This window comes from Acinetobacter sp. 742879 (genome assembly GCF_000588535.1).
GTDB classification, from domain to species: Bacteria; Pseudomonadota; Gammaproteobacteria; order Pseudomonadales; family Moraxellaceae; genus Acinetobacter; species Acinetobacter pittii.
The window spans coordinates 21087-40236 of sequence record NZ_JFYC01000010.1 but is presented as its reverse complement, the minus strand read 5'-3'; the positions used below and the strand labels follow the sequence as shown (position 1 = coordinate 40236).

At 39.4% G+C, this 19150-nt stretch carries 20 protein-coding genes; 11 read left to right on the top strand and 9 right to left on the bottom strand.

Annotated elements, in window-relative coordinates; translation table 11 throughout:
- The first annotated feature begins 7 nt into the window (after positions 1-7).
- The 3 genes from J690_RS16910 to J690_RS16900 all read left to right on the top strand — a co-directional run bounded on the left by J690_RS16910 (position 8) and on the right by J690_RS16900 (position 3857).
- Positions 8-2194: a polysaccharide biosynthesis tyrosine autokinase gene (locus J690_RS16910; protein WP_032037078.1), complete on the top strand. Its 2187-nt coding sequence runs from the start codon at positions 8-10 to the stop codon at positions 2192-2194.
- Between the two features lie 192 nt (positions 2195-2386).
- Positions 2387-3112 (top strand): BamJ family beta-barrel-assembly machinery protein, encoded by a 726-nt coding sequence (locus J690_RS16905; protein ID WP_032037076.1) that lies wholly within the window; start codon positions 2387-2389, stop codon positions 3110-3112.
- Between the two features lie 49 nt (positions 3113-3161).
- Positions 3162-3857, top strand: coding sequence for a BamJ family beta-barrel-assembly machinery protein (locus J690_RS16900; RefSeq protein WP_032037075.1), 696 nt, complete (start codon positions 3162-3164; stop codon positions 3855-3857).
- A 48-nt stretch (positions 3858-3905) separates the two neighbouring features.
- Here J690_RS16900 and murJ read toward each other — a convergent pair whose 3' ends face one another.
- Both murJ and ampD read right to left on the bottom strand, forming a co-directional pair.
- Positions 3906-5456 (bottom strand): murein biosynthesis integral membrane protein MurJ, encoded by a 1551-nt coding sequence (gene murJ, locus J690_RS16895; protein WP_005804817.1) that lies wholly within the window; start codon positions 5454-5456, stop codon positions 3906-3908.
- Between the two features lie 72 nt (positions 5457-5528).
- The gene (gene ampD / locus J690_RS16890) at positions 5529-6098 is read right to left on the bottom strand and encodes a 1,6-anhydro-N-acetylmuramyl-L-alanine amidase AmpD (RefSeq protein WP_005804818.1); all 570 of its coding nucleotides are present in this window, start codon (positions 6096-6098) and stop codon (positions 5529-5531) included.
- Between the two features lie 171 nt (positions 6099-6269).
- Here ampD and nadC point away from each other — a divergent pair, with 171 nt between their 5' ends.
- The gene (gene nadC / locus J690_RS16885; protein WP_032037072.1) at positions 6270-7115 is read left to right on the top strand and encodes a carboxylating nicotinate-nucleotide diphosphorylase; all 846 of its coding nucleotides are present in this window, start codon (positions 6270-6272) and stop codon (positions 7113-7115) included.
- Here nadC and J690_RS23930 read toward each other — a convergent pair.
- From J690_RS23930 to J690_RS16860, 6 genes are all read right to left on the bottom strand, one after another.
- The gene (locus J690_RS23930; RefSeq protein WP_000938938.1) at positions 7112-7279 is read right to left on the bottom strand and encodes an ABZJ_00068 family colistin stress protein; all 168 of its coding nucleotides are present in this window, start codon (positions 7277-7279) and stop codon (positions 7112-7114) included. The genes nadC and J690_RS23930 overlap by 4 nt on opposite strands.
- A 402-nt stretch (positions 7280-7681) precedes the next feature.
- Positions 7682-9850: a phosphocholine-specific phospholipase C gene (locus J690_RS16875; protein ID WP_032037070.1), complete on the bottom strand. Its 2169-nt coding sequence runs from the start codon at positions 9848-9850 to the stop codon at positions 7682-7684.
- A gap of 20 nt (positions 9851-9870) precedes the next feature.
- Positions 9871-10005 (bottom strand): hypothetical protein, encoded by a 135-nt coding sequence (locus J690_RS24675; protein WP_255018875.1) that lies wholly within the window; start codon positions 10003-10005, stop codon positions 9871-9873.
- 133 nt (positions 10006-10138) lie between these two features.
- Positions 10139-10855, bottom strand: a complete 717-nt coding sequence (gene rph, locus J690_RS16870) for a ribonuclease PH (RefSeq protein WP_001217232.1) — start codon at positions 10853-10855, stop codon at positions 10139-10141.
- Positions 10856-11014: 159 nt separating this feature from the next.
- Positions 11015-12157: a fatty acid desaturase family protein gene (locus J690_RS16865; protein WP_078221350.1), complete on the bottom strand. Its 1143-nt coding sequence runs from the start codon at positions 12155-12157 to the stop codon at positions 11015-11017.
- Between the two features lie 30 nt (positions 12158-12187).
- Positions 12188-13213 carry a ferredoxin reductase gene (locus tag J690_RS16860; RefSeq protein ID WP_032037067.1) on the bottom strand — a complete coding sequence of 342 codons (1026 nt, stop codon included), beginning with the start codon at positions 13211-13213 and terminating at the stop codon, positions 12188-12190.
- Between the two features lie 173 nt (positions 13214-13386).
- Between J690_RS16860 and J690_RS16855 the strand changes: the two genes are divergently transcribed.
- A complete protein-coding gene (locus tag J690_RS16855) occupies positions 13387-14025 on the top strand; it encodes a TetR family transcriptional regulator (protein WP_002120796.1) in 639 nt (212 codons plus the stop codon).
- Positions 14026-14162: 137 nt separating this feature from the next.
- Positions 14163-14810 carry a TetR/AcrR family transcriptional regulator gene (locus J690_RS16850; protein WP_002120773.1) on the top strand — a complete coding sequence of 216 codons (648 nt, stop codon included), beginning with the start codon at positions 14163-14165 and terminating at the stop codon, positions 14808-14810.
- 89 nt (positions 14811-14899) lie between these two features.
- Here J690_RS16850 and J690_RS16845 read toward each other — a convergent pair whose 3' ends face one another.
- Positions 14900-15517, bottom strand: a complete 618-nt coding sequence (locus J690_RS16845; RefSeq protein ID WP_005804825.1) for a thiol:disulfide interchange protein DsbA/DsbL — start codon at positions 15515-15517, stop codon at positions 14900-14902.
- A 180-nt stretch (positions 15518-15697) separates the two neighbouring features.
- Between J690_RS16845 and ubiG the strand changes: the two genes are divergently transcribed.
- From ubiG to J690_RS16820, 5 genes are all read left to right on the top strand, one after another.
- The gene (ubiG, locus tag J690_RS16840) at positions 15698-16411 is read left to right on the top strand and encodes a bifunctional 2-polyprenyl-6-hydroxyphenol methylase/3-demethylubiquinol 3-O-methyltransferase UbiG (protein ID WP_005804826.1); all 714 of its coding nucleotides are present in this window, start codon (positions 15698-15700) and stop codon (positions 16409-16411) included.
- A complete protein-coding gene (locus tag J690_RS16835) occupies positions 16408-17109 on the top strand; it encodes an HAD family hydrolase (protein WP_081309558.1) in 702 nt (233 codons plus the stop codon). The genes ubiG and J690_RS16835 overlap by 4 nt, the downstream gene beginning before the upstream one ends.
- Before the next feature lie 68 nt (positions 17110-17177).
- On the top strand, positions 17178-17924 hold the full coding sequence (locus tag J690_RS16830) for a YciK family oxidoreductase (protein WP_014208030.1): 747 nt from the start codon (positions 17178-17180) through the stop codon (positions 17922-17924).
- A 215-nt stretch (positions 17925-18139) separates the two neighbouring features.
- A complete protein-coding gene (locus tag J690_RS16825) occupies positions 18140-18553 on the top strand; it encodes an RcnB family protein (RefSeq protein ID WP_005071792.1) in 414 nt (137 codons plus the stop codon).
- A 239-nt stretch (positions 18554-18792) separates the two neighbouring features.
- On the top strand, positions 18793-19122 hold the full coding sequence (locus J690_RS16820; RefSeq protein ID WP_002120775.1) for an RcnB family protein: 330 nt from the start codon (positions 18793-18795) through the stop codon (positions 19120-19122).
- Positions 19123-19150: the final 28 nt, after the last annotated feature.

Below are 19150 nucleotides of genomic sequence, written 5' to 3'. Positions count from 1 at the left end.
TAAGCATATGAACCAACAGAATACTAATACCGAAGATACAATTGACTTAAAAGAATTGTTTTTTTCACTGATTGCACAGTGGAAACTCATTGCTCTATGCGTTATTTTAAGTGTTGTATGTGTCCTACTCTATTTACGTGTGACCCCAGATACCTATTCGGTAGATGCTTTAGTTCAGGTCGAGGACAGTAAGGGCGCTTCTGCTGCACTTTTAGGCGATCTATCACAAATGATTGAGCAAAAATCACCTGCTCAAGCAGAAATAGAAATTTTAAAATCTCGTCTGGTTTTAGGTTCTGTTATTAAAGATTTACACTTAAATATACAGGTGTCTAGCACTGAAAATACATTTACACATCGCTTATTGAGTGATACTGATTATAAAACTGAATACGATAAAAAATCGGTTTTATTTAAAGATGGCTTAAAAAGTTTTGATATACGTCAGTTTGAGATTCCAGCTTATTATTTAGATAAGAACTTACTTCTTGAATTTGATAAACAGTCTTTACGTTTAACAGACCCAGATACTGAAGAAGTCATCTTAACTGTTCCATTAAACCAAGCTAACAGCGTTACAGGACCATATGGTGTATGGAAAGTTGCTATCTTTACAAAAGACCAATTTGACTCAACTTATAATATTAAGAAATTATCACTTCCTTTAGCTATAAAATCTATTAGTTCCGACTATTCTGTAGAAGAAAAAGGTAAACTCACAGGTATATTAGGACTTAGCTATCAAGGGCAAGATCAAGAACATATTACTAAAGTCTTAAATGCTATTTTAGCGACTTATAGTGCACAAAATATTGAGCGGCGTTCGGCAGAATCTGCTCAAACCTTAAAATTTTTAGATGAACAGCTACCTGACTTGAAGAAACAGCTAGATGATGCAGAACGTCAATTTAATAAATTCCGCCAGCAATACAATACAGTTGATGTGACTAAAGAATCTGAGCTGTATTTAACCCAAAGTATCACTTTGGAAACTAAAAAAGCAGAGCTTGAGCAAAAACAAGCGGAAATGGCAGCAAAATATACGGCTGAACATCCGGCAATGCGTGAAATTAACGGTCAGCTCAGTGCAATTAATAAGCAAATTGGTGAACTCAATAGTACTTTAAAACAGTTACCAGATGTTCAACGCCAATATTTACAACTTTATCGTGAAGTTGAAGTAAAAACTCAGCTCTATACAGCTCTTTTAAACTCATACCAACAGCTTCGTATTGCCAAAGCCGGTGAAATTGGTAATGTACGTATTGTTGACACAGCTATTGAACCTGTTCAACCTATCAAACCTAGAAAACTGTTAGTTCTTATTTTATCCGTTTTGGTGGGTGGTTTTATTGGAACGCTGATTGCCCTATTACGTAATATGTTACGTACAGGCATTAAAGATTCTGGGCAAATTGAAAATGAGTTAGATTTACCAGTCTATGCAACCGTACCTCGCTCTCCAATTCAAGAAAGTCGTATCAAAATTTTAAAGAAGAAGAAGAGTATTCCTATTCTTGCCGTTAAAAATGGTGATGACATCGCAATTGAGAGCTTACGTAGTATCCGTACTGCGATTCACTTTGCTTTAGCAAATGCAAAAAACAATATCATTATGATTGCTGGCCCTTCACCGGAAGTTGGTAAATCATTTATTTCGACGAATCTTGCAACGATTTTTGCACAAGGCGACAAACGAGTACTATTGATTGATGCGGATATGCGCCGTGGTTATATGCATAAATACTTCGATATTGATGTTAAACCAGGCCTTTCTGAATTATTGAGCGGACAAGCTGATCTACAAAATGTTTTGCACAAAACTCAAGTTGCTAACTTAGACGTGATTACTCGTGGTAAGAGCCCAACGAACCCTTCGGAAATCTTAAGCTCTAACCAGTTTAAAGAACTACTTGAACAGCTACAAAGTCAATATGACCACATCATTATTGATACTCCACCTGTCCTTGCAGTAACCGATGGTATTATTATTTCGCAATATACAGGTGTGAACTTAATTGTTGCGCGCTATGCTAAGTCGCAAATGAAAGAGCTTGAATTAACGCTTAATCGCTTTGAACAAGCAGGCGTTAAAGTCAACGGCTTTATTCTTAACGACATTCAACGTGCTAGTGCGGGCTACGGTTATGGTTATAACTACGCTTATGCATATAAAGCACAAAAAGAAGATTAACCGAAAAGTGATAAGAGAACCGGATCAAATGATCCGGTTTTTTTATTTAAGATTTTTTTAAGTCTATCCCTACTAAAACTAACTAAAATATATAAAAAACCACTCGTTTTTTTTCTTAAACATTCTATGCTTAAGCATGCTAAGATCAAAAGCAGCCTTTTTAGACTCAAATGATTATTTTTGGAACCTTTTATGAGTAAAGCCTTACCCATTGCTGTCGCTGTAGTTTTAGGCGGTGCTGCACTTGTACCAGTTTATTATGCAAGCCAACATCCGACCACAGAAGTCGGAAGCAAAGCAAATAAAAATGCCTCTCCAATTGAAAAAATCAGTTATGTTCTTGGGTACGAAGTTGCTCAGCAAACTCCACCTGAACTAGACACAAAATCATTTGTGAAAGGGATTCATGATGCTCGCAATAAGCAACCAAGTGCTTATACTCAAGAAGAGTTAAAAGCTGCTGTTGCTGCTTATGAAAAAGAGTTGCAGCAAAAAATGCAACAACAAGATAAATCAGAACAGGCCGCTGGAGTAGCGTCTGAATCTGCAGATGTTCAATTCCTTGCAGAAAATAAAACAAAAGCTGGTGTAAAAACTACAGCGTCTGGTTTGCAATACATCATTACTAAAGAAGGCACAGGTAAACAACCAACTGCGCAGTCTATGGTTAAAGTACATTACGAAGGCCGATTAATTAATGGTCAAGTATTTGATAGTTCGTATAAGCGCGGTGAGCCTGTTGAGTTTCCACTCAATCAGGTTATTCCAGGTTGGACTGAAGGGCTTCAGCTCATGAAAGAAGGCGGCAAAGCGACGTTCTTTATTCCATCTAATCTTGCTTATGGTCCTCAGGAACTTCCTGGTATTCCAGCAAACAGTACGCTGATTTTTGATGTAGAACTCATTTCAGTGAAATAAATACATTCAGGAGAGTAAAACAGTACTCTCCTTTTTTTTGGAAAACGGCATGAAAAAAATTGGTTTAATTATTGCAACATCAACGATAAGTTTATCTGTTTTTGCTGCTGCACCTATTACAAATAAAAGCCCGGCGAAAGAACAATTTAGCTATAGCTATGGCTATTTAATGGGCCGTAATAATACTGATGCTTTAACAGATCTAAATCTTGATATTTTTTATCAGGGTTTACAAGAAGGTGCTCAGAACAAAACCGCACGCTTAACTGACGAAGAAATGGCGAAAGCGATTAATGATTATAAAAAAACTTTAGAAGCTAAGCAGCTTGTTGAATTTCAAAAAGTAGGACAACAAAATGCTCAAGCAGGTGCTGCATTTCTTGCTGATAATGCAAAAAAATCGGGTGTAATCACGACTAAATCAGGCCTCCAATATCAAGTATTAAAAGAAGGTACAGGTAAAAAACCGAAAGCTCTATCACGTGTTAAAGTGAATTATGAAGGTCGTTTACTCGACGGAACTGTATTTGACAGCTCAATCGCACGTAATCATCCAGTTGAGTTTCAGCTCAGCCAAGTGATTGCAGGCTGGACAGAAGGTCTCCAAACCATGAAAGAAGGCGGTAAAACCCGTTTCTTTATCCCTGCTAATCTCGCTTACGGTGAAGTTGGTGCAGGTGACACGATTGGGCCGAATAGCACTTTAATTTTCGATATTGAATTGCTGCAAGTTTTGCCAAAATAAATATATTAGATATAAAAAAAGCGATCATTTAAGATCGCTTTTTTATTTTTAGTGTTTTAAATCTCTAGGTCGAAAACCCGTAAGGATTAAACCGATCAGGTAAGCAATTATCCCAACTACGCATAGCCCTACGACTTCGGCAACACGTAACCACTGTGAAAGCTCTCCATTATACCAATTGAGCCCAAACCAAAGCGCTGCAATCATAGCAAGGTTTGCTAAACCATATTGAAGTCCCAATTTCTTCCAATGCGGACCAAATCGGAAAATATTACGCTTATGCAAATAGAAGTAGAGTAAACCGGCATTTACTAACGCTGAACCTGAAGATGCTAGTGCAAGTGCCATATGTTCTGCATGCCAATCAATAAGCTTAAAGAAGCCTATAAATACAACGTTTAAAATCGCATTAGCTGCAACTGACATTAAACCTACACGCACTGGTGTTTTTGTGTCTTGTTGTGCATAGAAACCGGGTGCAAATACTTTAATAAGCATGAAAGAAATTACACCAGCACTCATACATTGCAACGCAAGCGCTGTCATTTGTGTATCACGTAAATCAAACTCACCACGCTGGAATAATGCTTGAATAATCGGTGTTGAAAGCATAAATAAAGCAATACTTGCTGGTAATCCTACCAATACAATGACTTTTGCAGCCCAGTCGATCATACCGCGGAACTTTGCTTGATCCTGCTCTGCATGACGGGCAGAAAGCGAAGGCAAAATTACTGTACCAATCGCAACACCAATTAAACCTAAAGGTAGCTCAGTCATACGTTCGGCACTGTAGAGCCAAGACACTGAACCATCTTGCATGAATGATGCCCAAATCGTATTTAACAGTAGGTTAATCTGAGTCACAGATACACCAAATAATGCTGGAAGCATGAGTTTTAAAATACGTTCTACACCTTCATGTTTAAAATCAACTTTAGGTGGAATCAGTAAGTTTTTACGCCACAATTCAGGGATTTGTATCGCTAACTGTAATACCCCAGCCGCAACAACTGACCAGCCTAGTGCTTTGATTGGCTCAGCCATATACGGCGTAAGCCACCACGCTCCTGCGATCATCGCTACATTTAACAAAACTGGTGAAAAAGCTGGTGAGGCAAACGAGCCATAACTATTTAAGATGCTGCTAGCAAAAGCCGTGAGCGACATAAACATTAGATATGGAATAGTCAAACGGAACATGCTGACGGCTAAATCGAACTTTTCTGGATCACTGTGGAAGCCCGGTGCGTACATATAGATGATTGCAGGTGCTAAAACCATAGCCACAAAAGTGAGTAAGGTCATAACTGTTAGCAAACAGCCAAATACCCGACTAATTAAGATCTGTACTTCAGCGTGTGCTCGACCTGTTTTATATTCAGTTAAGACTGGGATAAAGGCCTGAGAAAAGGCGCCTTCGGCAAATAGTCGTCGAAAGAAGTTGGGAATACGAAAAGCGACGACGAAGGTATCAAAATCTTTACCTGCACCAAACACGTTGAGCAATACGACGTCACGCACGAGCCCTAACACTCGTGACAACATCGTCATTGCACTGACAATAAAAGTCGATCGCCACAATGCCATCGCACTCACCTACAGCTATATTCGAAAGACGCTATTGTAATGAAACTAGAAAATCTTTTCGTTGTGAAATGATGAATGAACTCAAGTTTTTTTCTGTGCTAACAGTTGTCTAAAGTGTTGCCATTTAAAATAAGGCCCCGGATCGGTTTTTCGGCCTGGTGCAACATCCGAATGCCCTGCAATATGGTTTTTAATTTCAGGATAAGCCTGACGGATAGCGGTAACAACGTCAGTTAGCACTTCATATTGTACATTTTCAAAAGGTAAATCATCGCTTCCTTCAAGCTCAATACCAATTGAATAATCATTGCATTCAACTTTGGCTAAGTAGCTTGAACGCCCTGCATGCCATGCTCTGTCGTTAAAGTTAACAAACTGTAGGACTTCACCTGTTCGTAAAATTAACAGGTGTGTAGAGACTTGCATACCTTCAATAGTCTGAAAATAAGGATGAACTGACCAATCTAACTTGTTTTGAAAAAACTGCTCAATATATCCCCCTCCAAATTGAGACGGCGGCAAGCTAATATTATGAACCACAATCATTTGAATTTCGGTGCCAGTCGGACGCTGGTTAAAATTTGGAGAAGGGATTTGTCTCGCCCCTTTTAATTGTCCATCTATAACTTCATACGGTGTGATTTGCTTCATTGAGACGCCAATAAATTGCTTGCCAATTGTTTTAGTTTAAAACAGTTATGTGCTTTTCAAAGTAGTAAATGCGATTGTTTATCGCGATTAATCTCATAAAACAGCTTATTTTTCAGGTCGACGATGCTAATATATCGCAAGTTTTAGGGTCATCGACAAAATGGAAACCGTATGAGCATACCTCAGTCTTTGCTTGAACAATCAATTCAAATCAATATTCAACAAGCATTACAAGAAGATATTGGGGACGGTGACATTACCGCCATGCTCACCCCAGAAGATGAACAGGCTACCGCAACCATTATTAGCCGCGAAGATATGGTCTTAGCTGGACAACCGTGGGTTAATGCGCTCATCTCAGCTTATGACAATACTGTTCAGGTGACTTGGCTAAAACAAGAAGGTGAACGTGTTGCTGCAAACGAAGCCTTTTTAAAGCTTGCTGGTTCTGCACGTAGCTTACTGACTGTAGAGCGCCCTGCTTTAAACTTTATTCAAACTTTGTCTGCTGTTGCAACAAAAACTGCTGAATATGTTCAACATCTTGAAGGTTTAAATACAAAACTTCTCGATACACGTAAAACTCTACCAGGCTTACGTATTGCACAAAAATATGCGGTTACTATCGGGGGTGGACAAAACCATCGTCTTGGCTTATTTGATGCGTTCTTAATTAAAGAAAACCATATTATGGCAGCGGGTGGTATTGCTCAAGCAATCACCAAAGCACATCAAATTGCACCGGGCAAACCTGTTGAAGTCGAAGTTGAAACTTGGGATGAACTAAACCAAGCACTTGAAGCTGGGGCGGACGTTGTCATGCTCGATAACTTCAGTCAACAGCAAATGATTGATGCCGTAAAACATGTGGCGGGCCGCTGTAAACTCGAAGCATCTGGCAATATCACTATTGAAAACTTGCGTGAAGTTGCCACCACTGGCGTTGACTATATTTCTATGGGCGTCCTAACTAAAGACGTTAGAGCTGTTGATTTATCTATGCGTTTTAATGCTTAGATAAAATCTGCGTCATTATTGGTATTTTTTTGCGACTTGGTCATGTCTGCCGCTTGTGTTTTCTGCCATGCTGACTGAGTCGCTTGTGCCCCACCATCACGTGGGTCGGCAGCCATTAAAACAAATGTAACGACTGCTAATAATACAATAAAACCTTGTAGCATAAATTTTCCCCATTACTTTAAAAATTCAGGGTTTCAAGGTAAAAGATAAATATGACCAGGCTTAGGAGATTCTGTTACAAAAGGTAAGCCTTTATTTTTATTATTCATCTACAACACAAGATATTACCTCTCTTCATTTATATTTCCCAACATTTGTGCGAGATGTCATCTACGACCTGCCCAAAATCTATAAATATATTGTTTTTGCAATAAATCAGATATATGCAGAAAGAGAACAGGTTTTGTAGATGACAAATGCATTTGGTTACTTTGGGCGAAACCAAAGTAACGAATTAGCTACTTCCACTGGATGAATAAACGATAAGACTCCGTCGTGCTAGCTAATTTAAAAATAATTATTAACCCAAGACTTCAGCTTAATCATTCATCCAGTACAGTAACTTAAGACTCTAGATAACCCATATATGGATCAGAAATTGAATCCTCTTGAGTTTCAATACGTCCTGCAAAACGACGACTAAATGTAGCATCATCAGCTAAAGTCACCGTGAAATCATACCAACCACCAAATTCAGACATATCCCAAACTAGTTCTTTTTCAGAACTATTCGTTTCAATCGTCCATGTTTTGTTTGGAAGATAAGCATTTGCTTTGACTGTGAGTTTGACTGATTTATTACCATCGTGACGAACTTTTAAATACAAATTCGCATCACACTCTTCCACACATACTCTAATTTCCGGTAATGCTTGAGTTTGATTGGTTTGGCTCAAATTGCCTTTAAATGCACGGTGGAAACCATTTGGTCCAAGTATCCATAAATCATACTGCCCATTTGTAGCATTCCACACATCATCGAGCTGTTTCCCCGCCTCAACCATATAACGGCGTGGAGTTGACGTTAGATCCAATCGGTTATACACATGGAAAACTGCTGCCTGTTTACCCGTATTAGAGAACATGAGCTTTACCGTTTTTTTAGTCGCATCAACTTTGGCACTGGTGTGCAAAATATATGGCAAAGCCCGTGATGGCCTAATTCCCATTTCCTGCTGAGGAAATTGCTGTTGGCTTGGAACAGAAACTTGCGGCAATAATTCTTGAGCAATACGAATTGCATCGGCTTCAGCTTTTGTTTTTTTCCCGTCTAGTTCAGCAACAGGCAAAAGATTCGGTGTTTTAAAGTCAAAAGCTGTGGTTAAATCACCACATACAGCACGGCGGTATGGACTAATGTTAGGCTCTTGCACACCAAAGCGCTTTTCTAAGAACTGTAAAATAGAGGTATGGTCAAAGACTTGAGAATTTACCCATCCTCCACGGCTCCATGGTGAAATCACGTACATTGGAACACGTACGCCTGGTCCATACACTCGACCATCTGGCGTAGGTTGAGATTTTGAAGCCGCTACTGCGGGATGGTCAAAATATTCATAAGCTAGTTGCTGATCACTTAAAGTCGTTTTTCCATATACGACACCTTTAATATCTTTAGACGGTGCACTTGGTGAAGGAATATGGTCAAAGAAACCGTCATTTTCATCGAAGTTTACCAATAAAACAGTTTGGCTCCACAGCTCAGGATTTTCAGTTAATGCATTTAATACTTCCTGAATATACCAAGCACCTTGTACAGGACTAGATGGCCCCGGATGTTCACTGTAAGTTGCAGGAGCAACTAACCAACTCACCTGCGGTAATTTACCTTGTGCGATATCAGCTTTAAAAGTTCCTAAAAACCCCCCGTCCGGCATGGTATTGGCAATACCTTTGTAAAGTGGTTGAGTCGCATCAATCTTTTCATCATATGCTGGGCACGTTAGCGCATCGTTACTGACAGGCTGACCAGATTGCTCGTTTGCACGGCGATATTGCTTGAAACCAGCTAAAGGGTTATCAGTAAAGTTATCCGGCATGTTTTGATAAACTTTCCATGTCACGCCAGCCTGCTGTAAACGCTCAGGATACGTCGTCCATTCATAACCTTCTGTTGATTGTCCAATTCCATCAAATTCATTTACTACACTGGCAACACCTGCACCTGTAGGGCCATTGGTTCCCGTCCAGATAAATTTACGGTTCGGGTTAGTTCCCGCGTGCATGGCACAGTGGTAGGCATCACAAATGGTAAAAGCATTCGCTAAGGCAAATTGATATTCAACTTCTTGTTTTTTGTAGTAGCCCATCGACTGCGGTTGTTTATGCGCTACCCAATCACTCATACGCCCATTATCCCAAGCACCTTGACCATCTGACCATGAATGATTTGTACCAGTAACACGCTGAGCATTTCCTAAACGACTATCTAAGTGGTATGGCAATACTTTCTTTTTGTTGGCGTCATATTGTTCCCAAACCTTTCGGCCTTCTGTCATAGGAATGGTAAAACGGTCGCCGAAACCACGTACACCTTTTAGTGTTCCAAAATAATTATCAAATGAACGGTTTTCCTGAGTCAAAATGACGATGTGTTTAACATCTTGAATTGTTCCACTTTCAACTTTGGCGTCAATTGCTAACGCTTTTTGAATACTCAGCGGGAAACTCGCTAGAGCAGCTGTCCCAAACATTGTTTTTGTAGAATTTAAAAGAAATTCGCGACGATTCATTTTTTCATCCTTAATTTTTATTATGGTGCACAGTGCATTTTGCAATTGCTGGTTGGTGGAGTTGTTGGCGATGAATTATCTGAGTTGTTGTCATCGTTACAAGCACTGAGCATAAGCGCTAAAGATGTAATTAATAAAAGTGAAAATTTTCGCATTGGTTTTTTCCAAACGGTTTAAATGCGAACTACTAATAAAGTGAAAAGGTGACAGACAAGTGATGTTTTTATGTCGATTTGATGAAGGTATAAAAAAACGCATCCGAAGATGCGTCTTTTAGATAACTTGAAATTACCAGCCTAAAGCTTCTTGTTGCTTTTTAATAAGCTCGGCAATTCCTTTTTCAGCCATTTCTAACATGGCATTGCTTTGAGCACGGGTAAACGGTTTGTCTTCCGCTGTACCTTGAATTTCAATAAACTCACCTGCTTGTGTCATCACGACATTTAAGTCAGTTTGACAGTTCGAGTCTTCTTCATAGCAAAGATCAAGTAATACTTCATCTTGATACATACCTACAGAAATTGCAGCAACTAAGCCTTTAAGCGGATCTTGCTTAATTTTTTTCTGTGCAAGTAAAACATTCATCGCATCAACCAATGCTACAGCAGCACCAGTGATTGAAGCAGTACGTGTACCACCATCTGCCTGAATGACATCGCAGTCGATCGTAATCGTGTTTTCACCAAGCTTTTTCAAATCAACCATCGCACGTAGGCTACGGCCAATCAGACGTTGGATTTCTTGAGTACGACCAGTTTGTTTGCCACGAGCAGCTTCACGATCACAACGTGAGTGTGTTGAGCGCGGTAACATGCCATATTCTGCTGTTACCCAGCCTTGGCCTTGGCCTTTTAGAAAGCGTGGCACTGAGTTATCAATGCTTGCAGTACAAAGGACTTTGGTGTGACCAAATTCGACCAGCACAGAACCTTCAGCATAACGGGTGTAGTTTCGTGTAATTTTCACTTCACGTAATTGGTCTAATGCACGTTGGTCAATACGCATAATCCTTCCTAACTTCTCTTAAATACAAACTTGGGCATAGTATAGCAAAGGATTTTGACAGGTTGAGTTTATTCCCTACTTTCAAATGTAAGTCTGCAAGTTTCATAACTCAAAAATAAAAATAGCCCCTAAAAAAGAGCTATTTTTAATTAACTGAGATTAAGCAAATTTGAATTTTGCTTTTAACTTTTCTAATGTCTGCATTACTTTTCCAGTGGTATGATTTGGCAGTGAACATTTCGCTAAACGTACCCATACACTCCAGAACTGGCGCATAAAGTTCGCTTCATTGTAATTAATGCCATATTCTGCGCAAAGTGCCTTAATTTTCGGTGCTACTTCTTTATAGCGATTAGCTGGCATATCTGGAAATAAATGGTGCTCAATTTGATGACTTAAGTTACCACTCATAAAATGTAGCCATTCTGTACCACTAAAATTACTTGAACCACGAATCTGGCGTAAGTACCACTCTGCCTTAGTTTCAGTGTCGGTATTATCCGGCTCAAACGTTTCTGCATCTTCAGTAAAGTGACCATTAAAAATCACAGCAGATGACCACAAGTTACGAATAATATTCGCAACTACATTGCCTGCAAAAACCGGTAAAAACATAGGGCCAGAGATCACAGGGAAAAACACATAGTCTTTTAAGACTTGGCGCGTGGCTTTTTTACGGACTTTAGCCGAATCTTTCCAAACCTGTTTCCAGCTCTTGGTTTTATAAACTAATGCATCTTCAAGATGTAAGTTTTGCACGCCTACATACCACTCAAAGAAAAACATTAATTGTAGACCGAGGGGAATATTAAACAGATGGCGGGGTTCCCACTTCTGTTGATCACTTACTCGCAAAATGCCATAACCGACATCATGGTCTTTACCGACAATATTGGTATAGGTGTGGTGCACATAGTTATGTGTTTCACGCCAGTCATCACCCGATGCAATGGTATCCCAATCGTAAGTATTACCGTTCAGACTTGGTTCATTTAACCAGTCAAACTGACCGTGCATGACGTTATGACCAAGTTCCATGTTTTCTACAATTTTAGAAATACCTAATAAGCCTGTGCCTAGTAGCCAGACTGGCGGAATCCAACCACCAAACATCAACATGCCACGCGATGCGATTTCGGTATATCGAACAAAATTACGTACTTTGTAGATATATTTTGCATCTTGCTCACCAAGACTTTGCATAACGTCTTGACGAATCTGCTCAACACGGCGACCAAACTCTTCAGTCTGTTCAGGTGTTAAATGAGCAGATTTAGAAACAGTAGAAAATTCTAATGCCATATTCATAGGGTTAATCCTCTTTAATTCTTTTTATAGATCAATTGTGACTGGGCTTAATGCCTGGCTCACGCATAGTTTAATTGGGCGGTTCGGTTGATCTTCAATTTCACCAGTTAACAGGTTTTGAGTAACTCCGCTTACCTTGGTACAGCTGCATTTATTGCAGACACCCATACGGCAACCATGTTGTGGGCGTAAACCAGCTTGCTCTGCACTGCTCAGTAAATTTGTTTCAGCTAAAAACTCGTGTTGAGCACGGCGGAAAATAACAGGCTGTGCTGCATGTGTACCAGTCACTTGAAGTGGCTGAAAATACTCTTGATGAAGCTGCGACTGAGCACCTTTTTGTGCATAAATTTCATTGGCTTTCTGCATCATGCCATGATGACCACAAACATAAGTTGCTGTCTGCTCAAAATCTGGAACCAGCTTTTGCAGTAAGCTTTCAGTTAAATGCTGTTTTTGCTCGGTAGTATTAAAAAAGTGATATTGAAGCTGTGGGTGCTGTTCTGCCAAAGCTTTTAATTCAGCATGAAAAATTTTCGCACGATTAAAATAAATGACATGAATTTGTTCAAGCTGCTGTTTCAAAGCTTGCTGCAAGAGTGAATAAATTGCAGTAATGCCACTTCCTGACGCAATCAAAATTGCAGGATGCCGGCCTTGGTGCAAAATAAAATCACCTTGTGGCTGTGAAATCTCAACACACTCGCCCACATGTAATAGTTGAGCTGCACGAGACACCAAACCTTGTACTTTAATGCCTAAAGCAATTTCACCTTGCGTTGTCACTTCAATAATCGAGTAACTACGTTGTTGGTAAACGCCATCGATAAGTAAAGTCAGCAGGATACTTTGACCCGCTCGAACCTGATCGAAATTAAAATTACGATTCGGTTTAAGTCTAATGAGCACCATATCGGTATGCAGTGGCTGAACTGCAGTAACTTCTGCAAGTACCCTTTTCCACGCCCAAGTCACGTTAATTTTCTGCAAGACAAAATCAACGAAATCTTCTCGAACCCAATGTGGCTGATAGCTAAGTGTTGCGTTCATACGTTCCTCTTTTGTTTCTGGCTATTTATTTGAGTGAACACATGTTCGTATAGTGAACATATGTACACTATATTTATAACTGTTCACTCAGTCAACACTTGTTCACTATTTTTTTTATGAAAGTTTGCTCTTTTTTGTTAGACTTTGGCTCACGGTTTAAATAGGTTCTTTTAATGTCGATACGGGATGAACGAAAACAGCAAAGTCGTCAGGCACTTCTCGATGCAGCCTTGCATCTAAGCACGTCTGGGCGTTCGTTCAGTAGTATCAGTTTGCGTGAAGTTGCACGTGAAGTAGGTTTGGTACCGACAGCGTTCTACCGTCATTTTCAAGACATGGACGAACTCGGCAAGGAACTGGTCGATCAAGTTGCCTTACATTTAAAAAGCGTCTTACATCAACTTGGACAAAGTTATTTACAACATAAATCTGCTAAAACCCAGACCAGTATTGAGCTATTTGTGCAGGCAGTAAATCATAGCCCTAAACAGTGGCAATTTATGATTGCTGAACGTTGGGGAGGCTCAGAAACAGTTCGTGCAGCCATTGCCCGAGAAATCGAATTTTTGATTGAAGATCTCACAACTGATCTTACGAAACTCGAAAATTTTAAACATATTCAAAATCCTCAAGACTTAAATGTCTTATCTACCATTTTGACTAATATGTCATTTACATGGGCAATGACGTGGCTCAACCTATCGAAACAATATCAAGGTGAACAGCTCAAGCTGCAACAAACTGCTTTTATTGAAAATGCTTCTACACAAGTTCGCCTACTCTTTAGAGGGATTGCAAACTGGGAACGGTAGAAGCGGCAAATGACAAAAAACAGGTTATGTGGTAATACGTAAAGAGAGAAAGAAAAGGGCTAAAAATTTCGAGAAAAGTCTTTTTCTTTTTACAGGAAGTAAACTATTAGTTAGGCCAAACTGGTGTGGGAATACCTATGAATCTTGATCGTCATACACAGTTTTTGATGCGTAAAGAAAAAATTCTGAGCGTGGCAGAAAAGTTGTTATTAGAAAACAATCAGGAAATTACTCTAGATGAGTTAGTGGCCGAGCTAGATATTGCTAAAGGCACCCTTTATAAGCATTTTAGAAGTAAAAATGAGCTTCTGCTTGAGCTCATTATTCAAAATGAAAAGCAAATTTTAGAAATTTCTAAAAAATATAATACAGATTTCAAAGAGTATGCTCCTCATTACATGCTTCACCATTTGCTTGCACCAGGGAAAACGATTCTATTGCATCAACTTGAAGAAAATCTGACGATGACAGAGTCTAAGTTGAAACATCTTTTCGAAGAGCTTTATGAAATTCGCCAACAGCGTATTTTAGCAATTAAAGATATTACCGAAAATTATTTAAAATCATTGAATTATGATATGTCGATTCGTGATTATTTGTCTTATATCTGGTCACTGACTTACGGTGCATCACTGCTTTTAAATTCTACTTATTACCAACGTTCGATTGGTTCTCGCCAAAAATTAATTAATTTATATATTAATCAGGCATTATCACTGCCGACTCAAACAGCTAATTTTGATGTTTTAAATTTTCAGATTGAAGATGAAAATCAGCAAAATTAATTGAATTATTTCGTGATAATTAACGATAAATTAAATATAAAAATGGGCTTCACATGAAGCCCATTTTTTTGAAGTAAAGCCTAAACAACTTATTTTGCTTTACGTTCTTTCTCAATTAAATAATTAAGAACTTGAGTGACTTTACCATCTTCACCCTGCACAACATATTTACCATTCACGACAACTGCAGGTACGCCTGTTAATTGGTACTGTTGAGCAAGTTTATTTGACTCGGCAACTTTTGCAGTCACAGCAAACGAGTTGTAAGTACTATTAAATTTCTGCTCAGGTACGCCATAACGAGTAAAGAATTTCGCAGCAGAAGCCTGATCAAAAATTTGTTGACCGTTTACTTGAATCGCATGGAATAGTGGTAAATGCGTACGTTTACGTACACCTAATGCCTCAGATGTATAATACGTACGCGCCCCTTGTTCCCACATTTTATTCATTGCAGCAGGTGTACGTACAAAACGTACATCTTTAGGAATCTGTTTTAACCACGTTTGCATATGCGGTTCAAGTTTAAAACAGTGTGGGCATCCATACCAAAAGAACTCTCGAACTTCGATTTTCCCCGGAACTTCCACTTTGCCTGGATTGGCAATCACGGTGTAGTCTTTACCAGCAACAAAATCTGCTGCCATTGCACCACCCGATACGGCCATAATTGCTGCACTCAAACCACCCAAAACCAATTTTTTCATTGCTACAGCTTTTCCTCTAAGTTGTTATGCATTAGCTTATGCCCTAAATATAAAACAAATATGCTAAATTCGTTTTGCTTCTGTGAAGTTTTTTATTGGGTTTATCGCTTTTTTCCCAATAATCGCTACACTAACGGCGAACTACATCCAAAAAGATAACTCAAGTTTAGAGGTAGCACCATGTCGCAATTGAATGTTGATTTACAAGAAATCGCAAAGTTTGAAGCACTTGCTGCCAAATGGTGGGATCAACATTCTGAATTTCGCCCACTTCACCAGATCAATCCACTACGTCTTAACTGGATTGATGAACGTGCAGGCGGTCTCGCTGGTAAAAAAGTACTTGATGTCGGCTGTGGTGGCGGTATCTTGGCCGAAAGCATGGCACGTCGTGGCGCAGATGTATTAGGTATCGATATGGGTGAAGCACCTCTAGCTGTCGGCCGTTTACATGCCCAGCAAGAAAATGTTCAAAATATTGAATATCGTCAAATTCCTGTAGAGGAATTAGCACAAGAACAGGCTGGTCAATATGACGTGGTGACTTGTATGGAAATGATGGAACACGTTCCAGATCCGGCATCTATTGTAAAAGCTTGTCAGGCTCTGGTTAAACCGGGCGGCCATGTGTTCTTCTCGACCATTAACCGTAACCCAAAATCTTATTTATTTGCCATTATCGGTGCAGAGTACGTCCTACGTATGTTGCCAAAAGGTACGCATGATTATCATAAATTTATTCGACCATCTGAAATGGCACATGATATTCGTAATGCAGGCCTTACATTAAAAGAAATGACTGGACTACATTACAACCCACTGACCAAGCATTACTGGTTAGCGCCAAATGTTGACGTTAACTATATGGTTCATACGATTAATACAGGTGCATGATGAAAGCTGTTTTATTTGATTTAGACGGTACGCTTATCGATACAGCTGCGGATTTCATTCGTATTATTCAGCAAATGTGCCGTGATGCAAGACGCCCTGTTGTAGAAGCCGATCTTATTCGCACTCAGGTTTCTGAAGGTGCACGTGCGATGGTGAAATTGGTCTATCCAGAGCTAGATGTGGCCAACCCAATATTCTTGGCACATCGTCAAAACTTTTTAGATCTGTACGGCAATAATATTGTAGTTGATACAGATCTGTTTGAAGGCATGTATCCACTTTTAGAAGAGTTAGAAGCTCAGCAAATTCCATGGGGTATTGTGACCAATAAACCACGCGGATTAAGTGAATCTCTTTTAGAAAAGTTAAATCTGACCGAACGCTGTGCAGTTTTGGTATGTCCTGAAGATGTCAGTAAAACCAAGCCAGATCCTGAACCAATGTATTTGGCTGCTAAACAGTTAAATATCCCAGCAGATCAAATTATTTATGTGGGCGACCACCCTCGTGATATTGATGCTGGACGCAATGCCGATATGTATACCATCTTGGCAGCTTATGGCTATTTACCTATCGAACACCGTGATGATTTAGCATCATGGCAGGCCGATTCGATTGTAAATACAGTGACAGAATTACACGATATGTTACGTCAAAAGCTTCCTGCTCTACAGGAAAATCAGCGTATGATAAGTTAACATCAGAGTTTTATAGACTTTTTTAACGGCTATTCGTTTTATCAATATAAAAAGAAGGAGGTTTACCAATGAAATATTCAGAATACCAACCTCGTCCGGATCTACTCAAAGATCGAATTATTTTAATTACCGGTGCTGGTGATGGAATTGGGCGAGCTGCGGCTCTAAGTTATGCCCTACATGGTGCAACCGTTGTCCTGCATGGTAGAACCTTAAACAAACTTGAAGTTATTTATGATGAAATTGAAAGTCTAGGTGCACCGCAACCCGCGATTTTACCGCTACAACTTTCAAGTGCGTCTGACCGTGATTATGACTTTTTAGTCGATACGCTCGAAAAGCAGTTTGGACGTTTAGACGGTATTTTGCATAATGCGGGTATTTTAGGTGAACGTGTAGAGCTAGCACATTACCCAACAGAAGTATGGGATGACGTGATGGCAGTTAACCTACGTGCTCCTTTTGCCCTCACTCAAGCTCTATTACCACTTTTGCAAAAGTCAGAAAACGCCTCTGTTGTATTTACCAGCTCAGGTGTAGGCCGTGAAGCACGAGCTTTATGGGGCGCATATTCTGTCTCCAAAATTGCAATTGAAGCAGTGAGTAAAATTTTTGCAGCGGAAAATAGTTATCCAAATATCCGCTTTAACTGCATTAACCCAGGCGCAACACGTACTGCAATGCGTGCGAAAGCCTACCCACAAGAAGATCCGAAGACACTACCTACACCTGAGTCAATCTTGCCTGCTTACCTCTATTTAATGGGTGAAGACAGCTTGGCACTCAATGGTCAAAGTATTGATGCACAGGATTAAAAAGTTAAAGATGAAAAGTTAAATTTAATTACGGCCAATCATCAAATCTGGCTTGCCTATACCTAAAAAGATATACAAGCCTTTTTTATTATTGATAAAAACCCTTGATCTATCCGTAATTTTAATTGAACCATTAAATGATCTTCACAGTTTCTCTGCATTTTGCGCGTAGAGTATTCAACATGAGAGACATCAGATGTAAACGAGGATGCATCATGAAAAAGTTGTTCACCATCTTAGCCCTTTGCATAACCGTACTAACCACAAGTATGGCGAGCTTTGCTGATCCTCCTTTTGACCGAGGCCATGGCCCAAAAGGTCCTAAAGGTGGAGGTCCACGTGGTGAGTGGAATGATCGTGGACCAGGATTTGGACGTGATCATGATGATGATCGTATCCGTGACGAACGCCGTATGCGCGAAGAGCGTGGCTTTGAACGCTTAAAACAACATCGCTGGCAGCCTGGCTATGTTATGCCACAGCACTATCGTGGTAATGGCTATAAAGTCGACTATAAAGATAGTAACTTGCCTAAACCAGGTCGTAATCAGCAATGGTACAAAATCAATAATGACTATATTTTAGTCGACACAGATTCTAATAGCATTGTGAGTATTCGTGGTTTTTAAGGCGATAGACCCTCGCTATCGCTGAATAAAAAGGATAAAGCCTCTCGGTTTTATCCTTTTTTATTGCTTATCTAACTTAAAAATAAAAGATTTTTTATATTCTTAAATGATGAATTTTCTTAATTTCTTCTTATTTCATAGAGAGTTTTCACATTTATTCTTCTTGGCCTCCACGATTTATCTGCAATTGTTCACTAATCTTTAATTATTGAAATTTAACTCATCATTCGAGGTTTACAATGAAAAAATTAACAACAGCGATTGTTCTTTCTCTTAGTGGTTTAGTTGCAACAACAGCCATGGCAGCACCAAACGATCATAATCATCATGGCAATTACCAAAACCATGAAGTAAAAACAGTTAAAGTGATTAAAAAAGATGATCATCGCAATGCGTGGCGAGTAGGCCAGGTTGTACCGCATGAGTATCGACATTCACGTTACGTGATCGACTATCGTCAACATCAAAAATTGACTAAACCAGGTCGTTACCAAAAATGGTATAAAGTGAATGGAAATTATGTACTGGTGAATGAACAAAGTCATAAAATCATTAGAGTGGTTTACTAATTTAAAACTTTTTAAGCACCCAAATTTC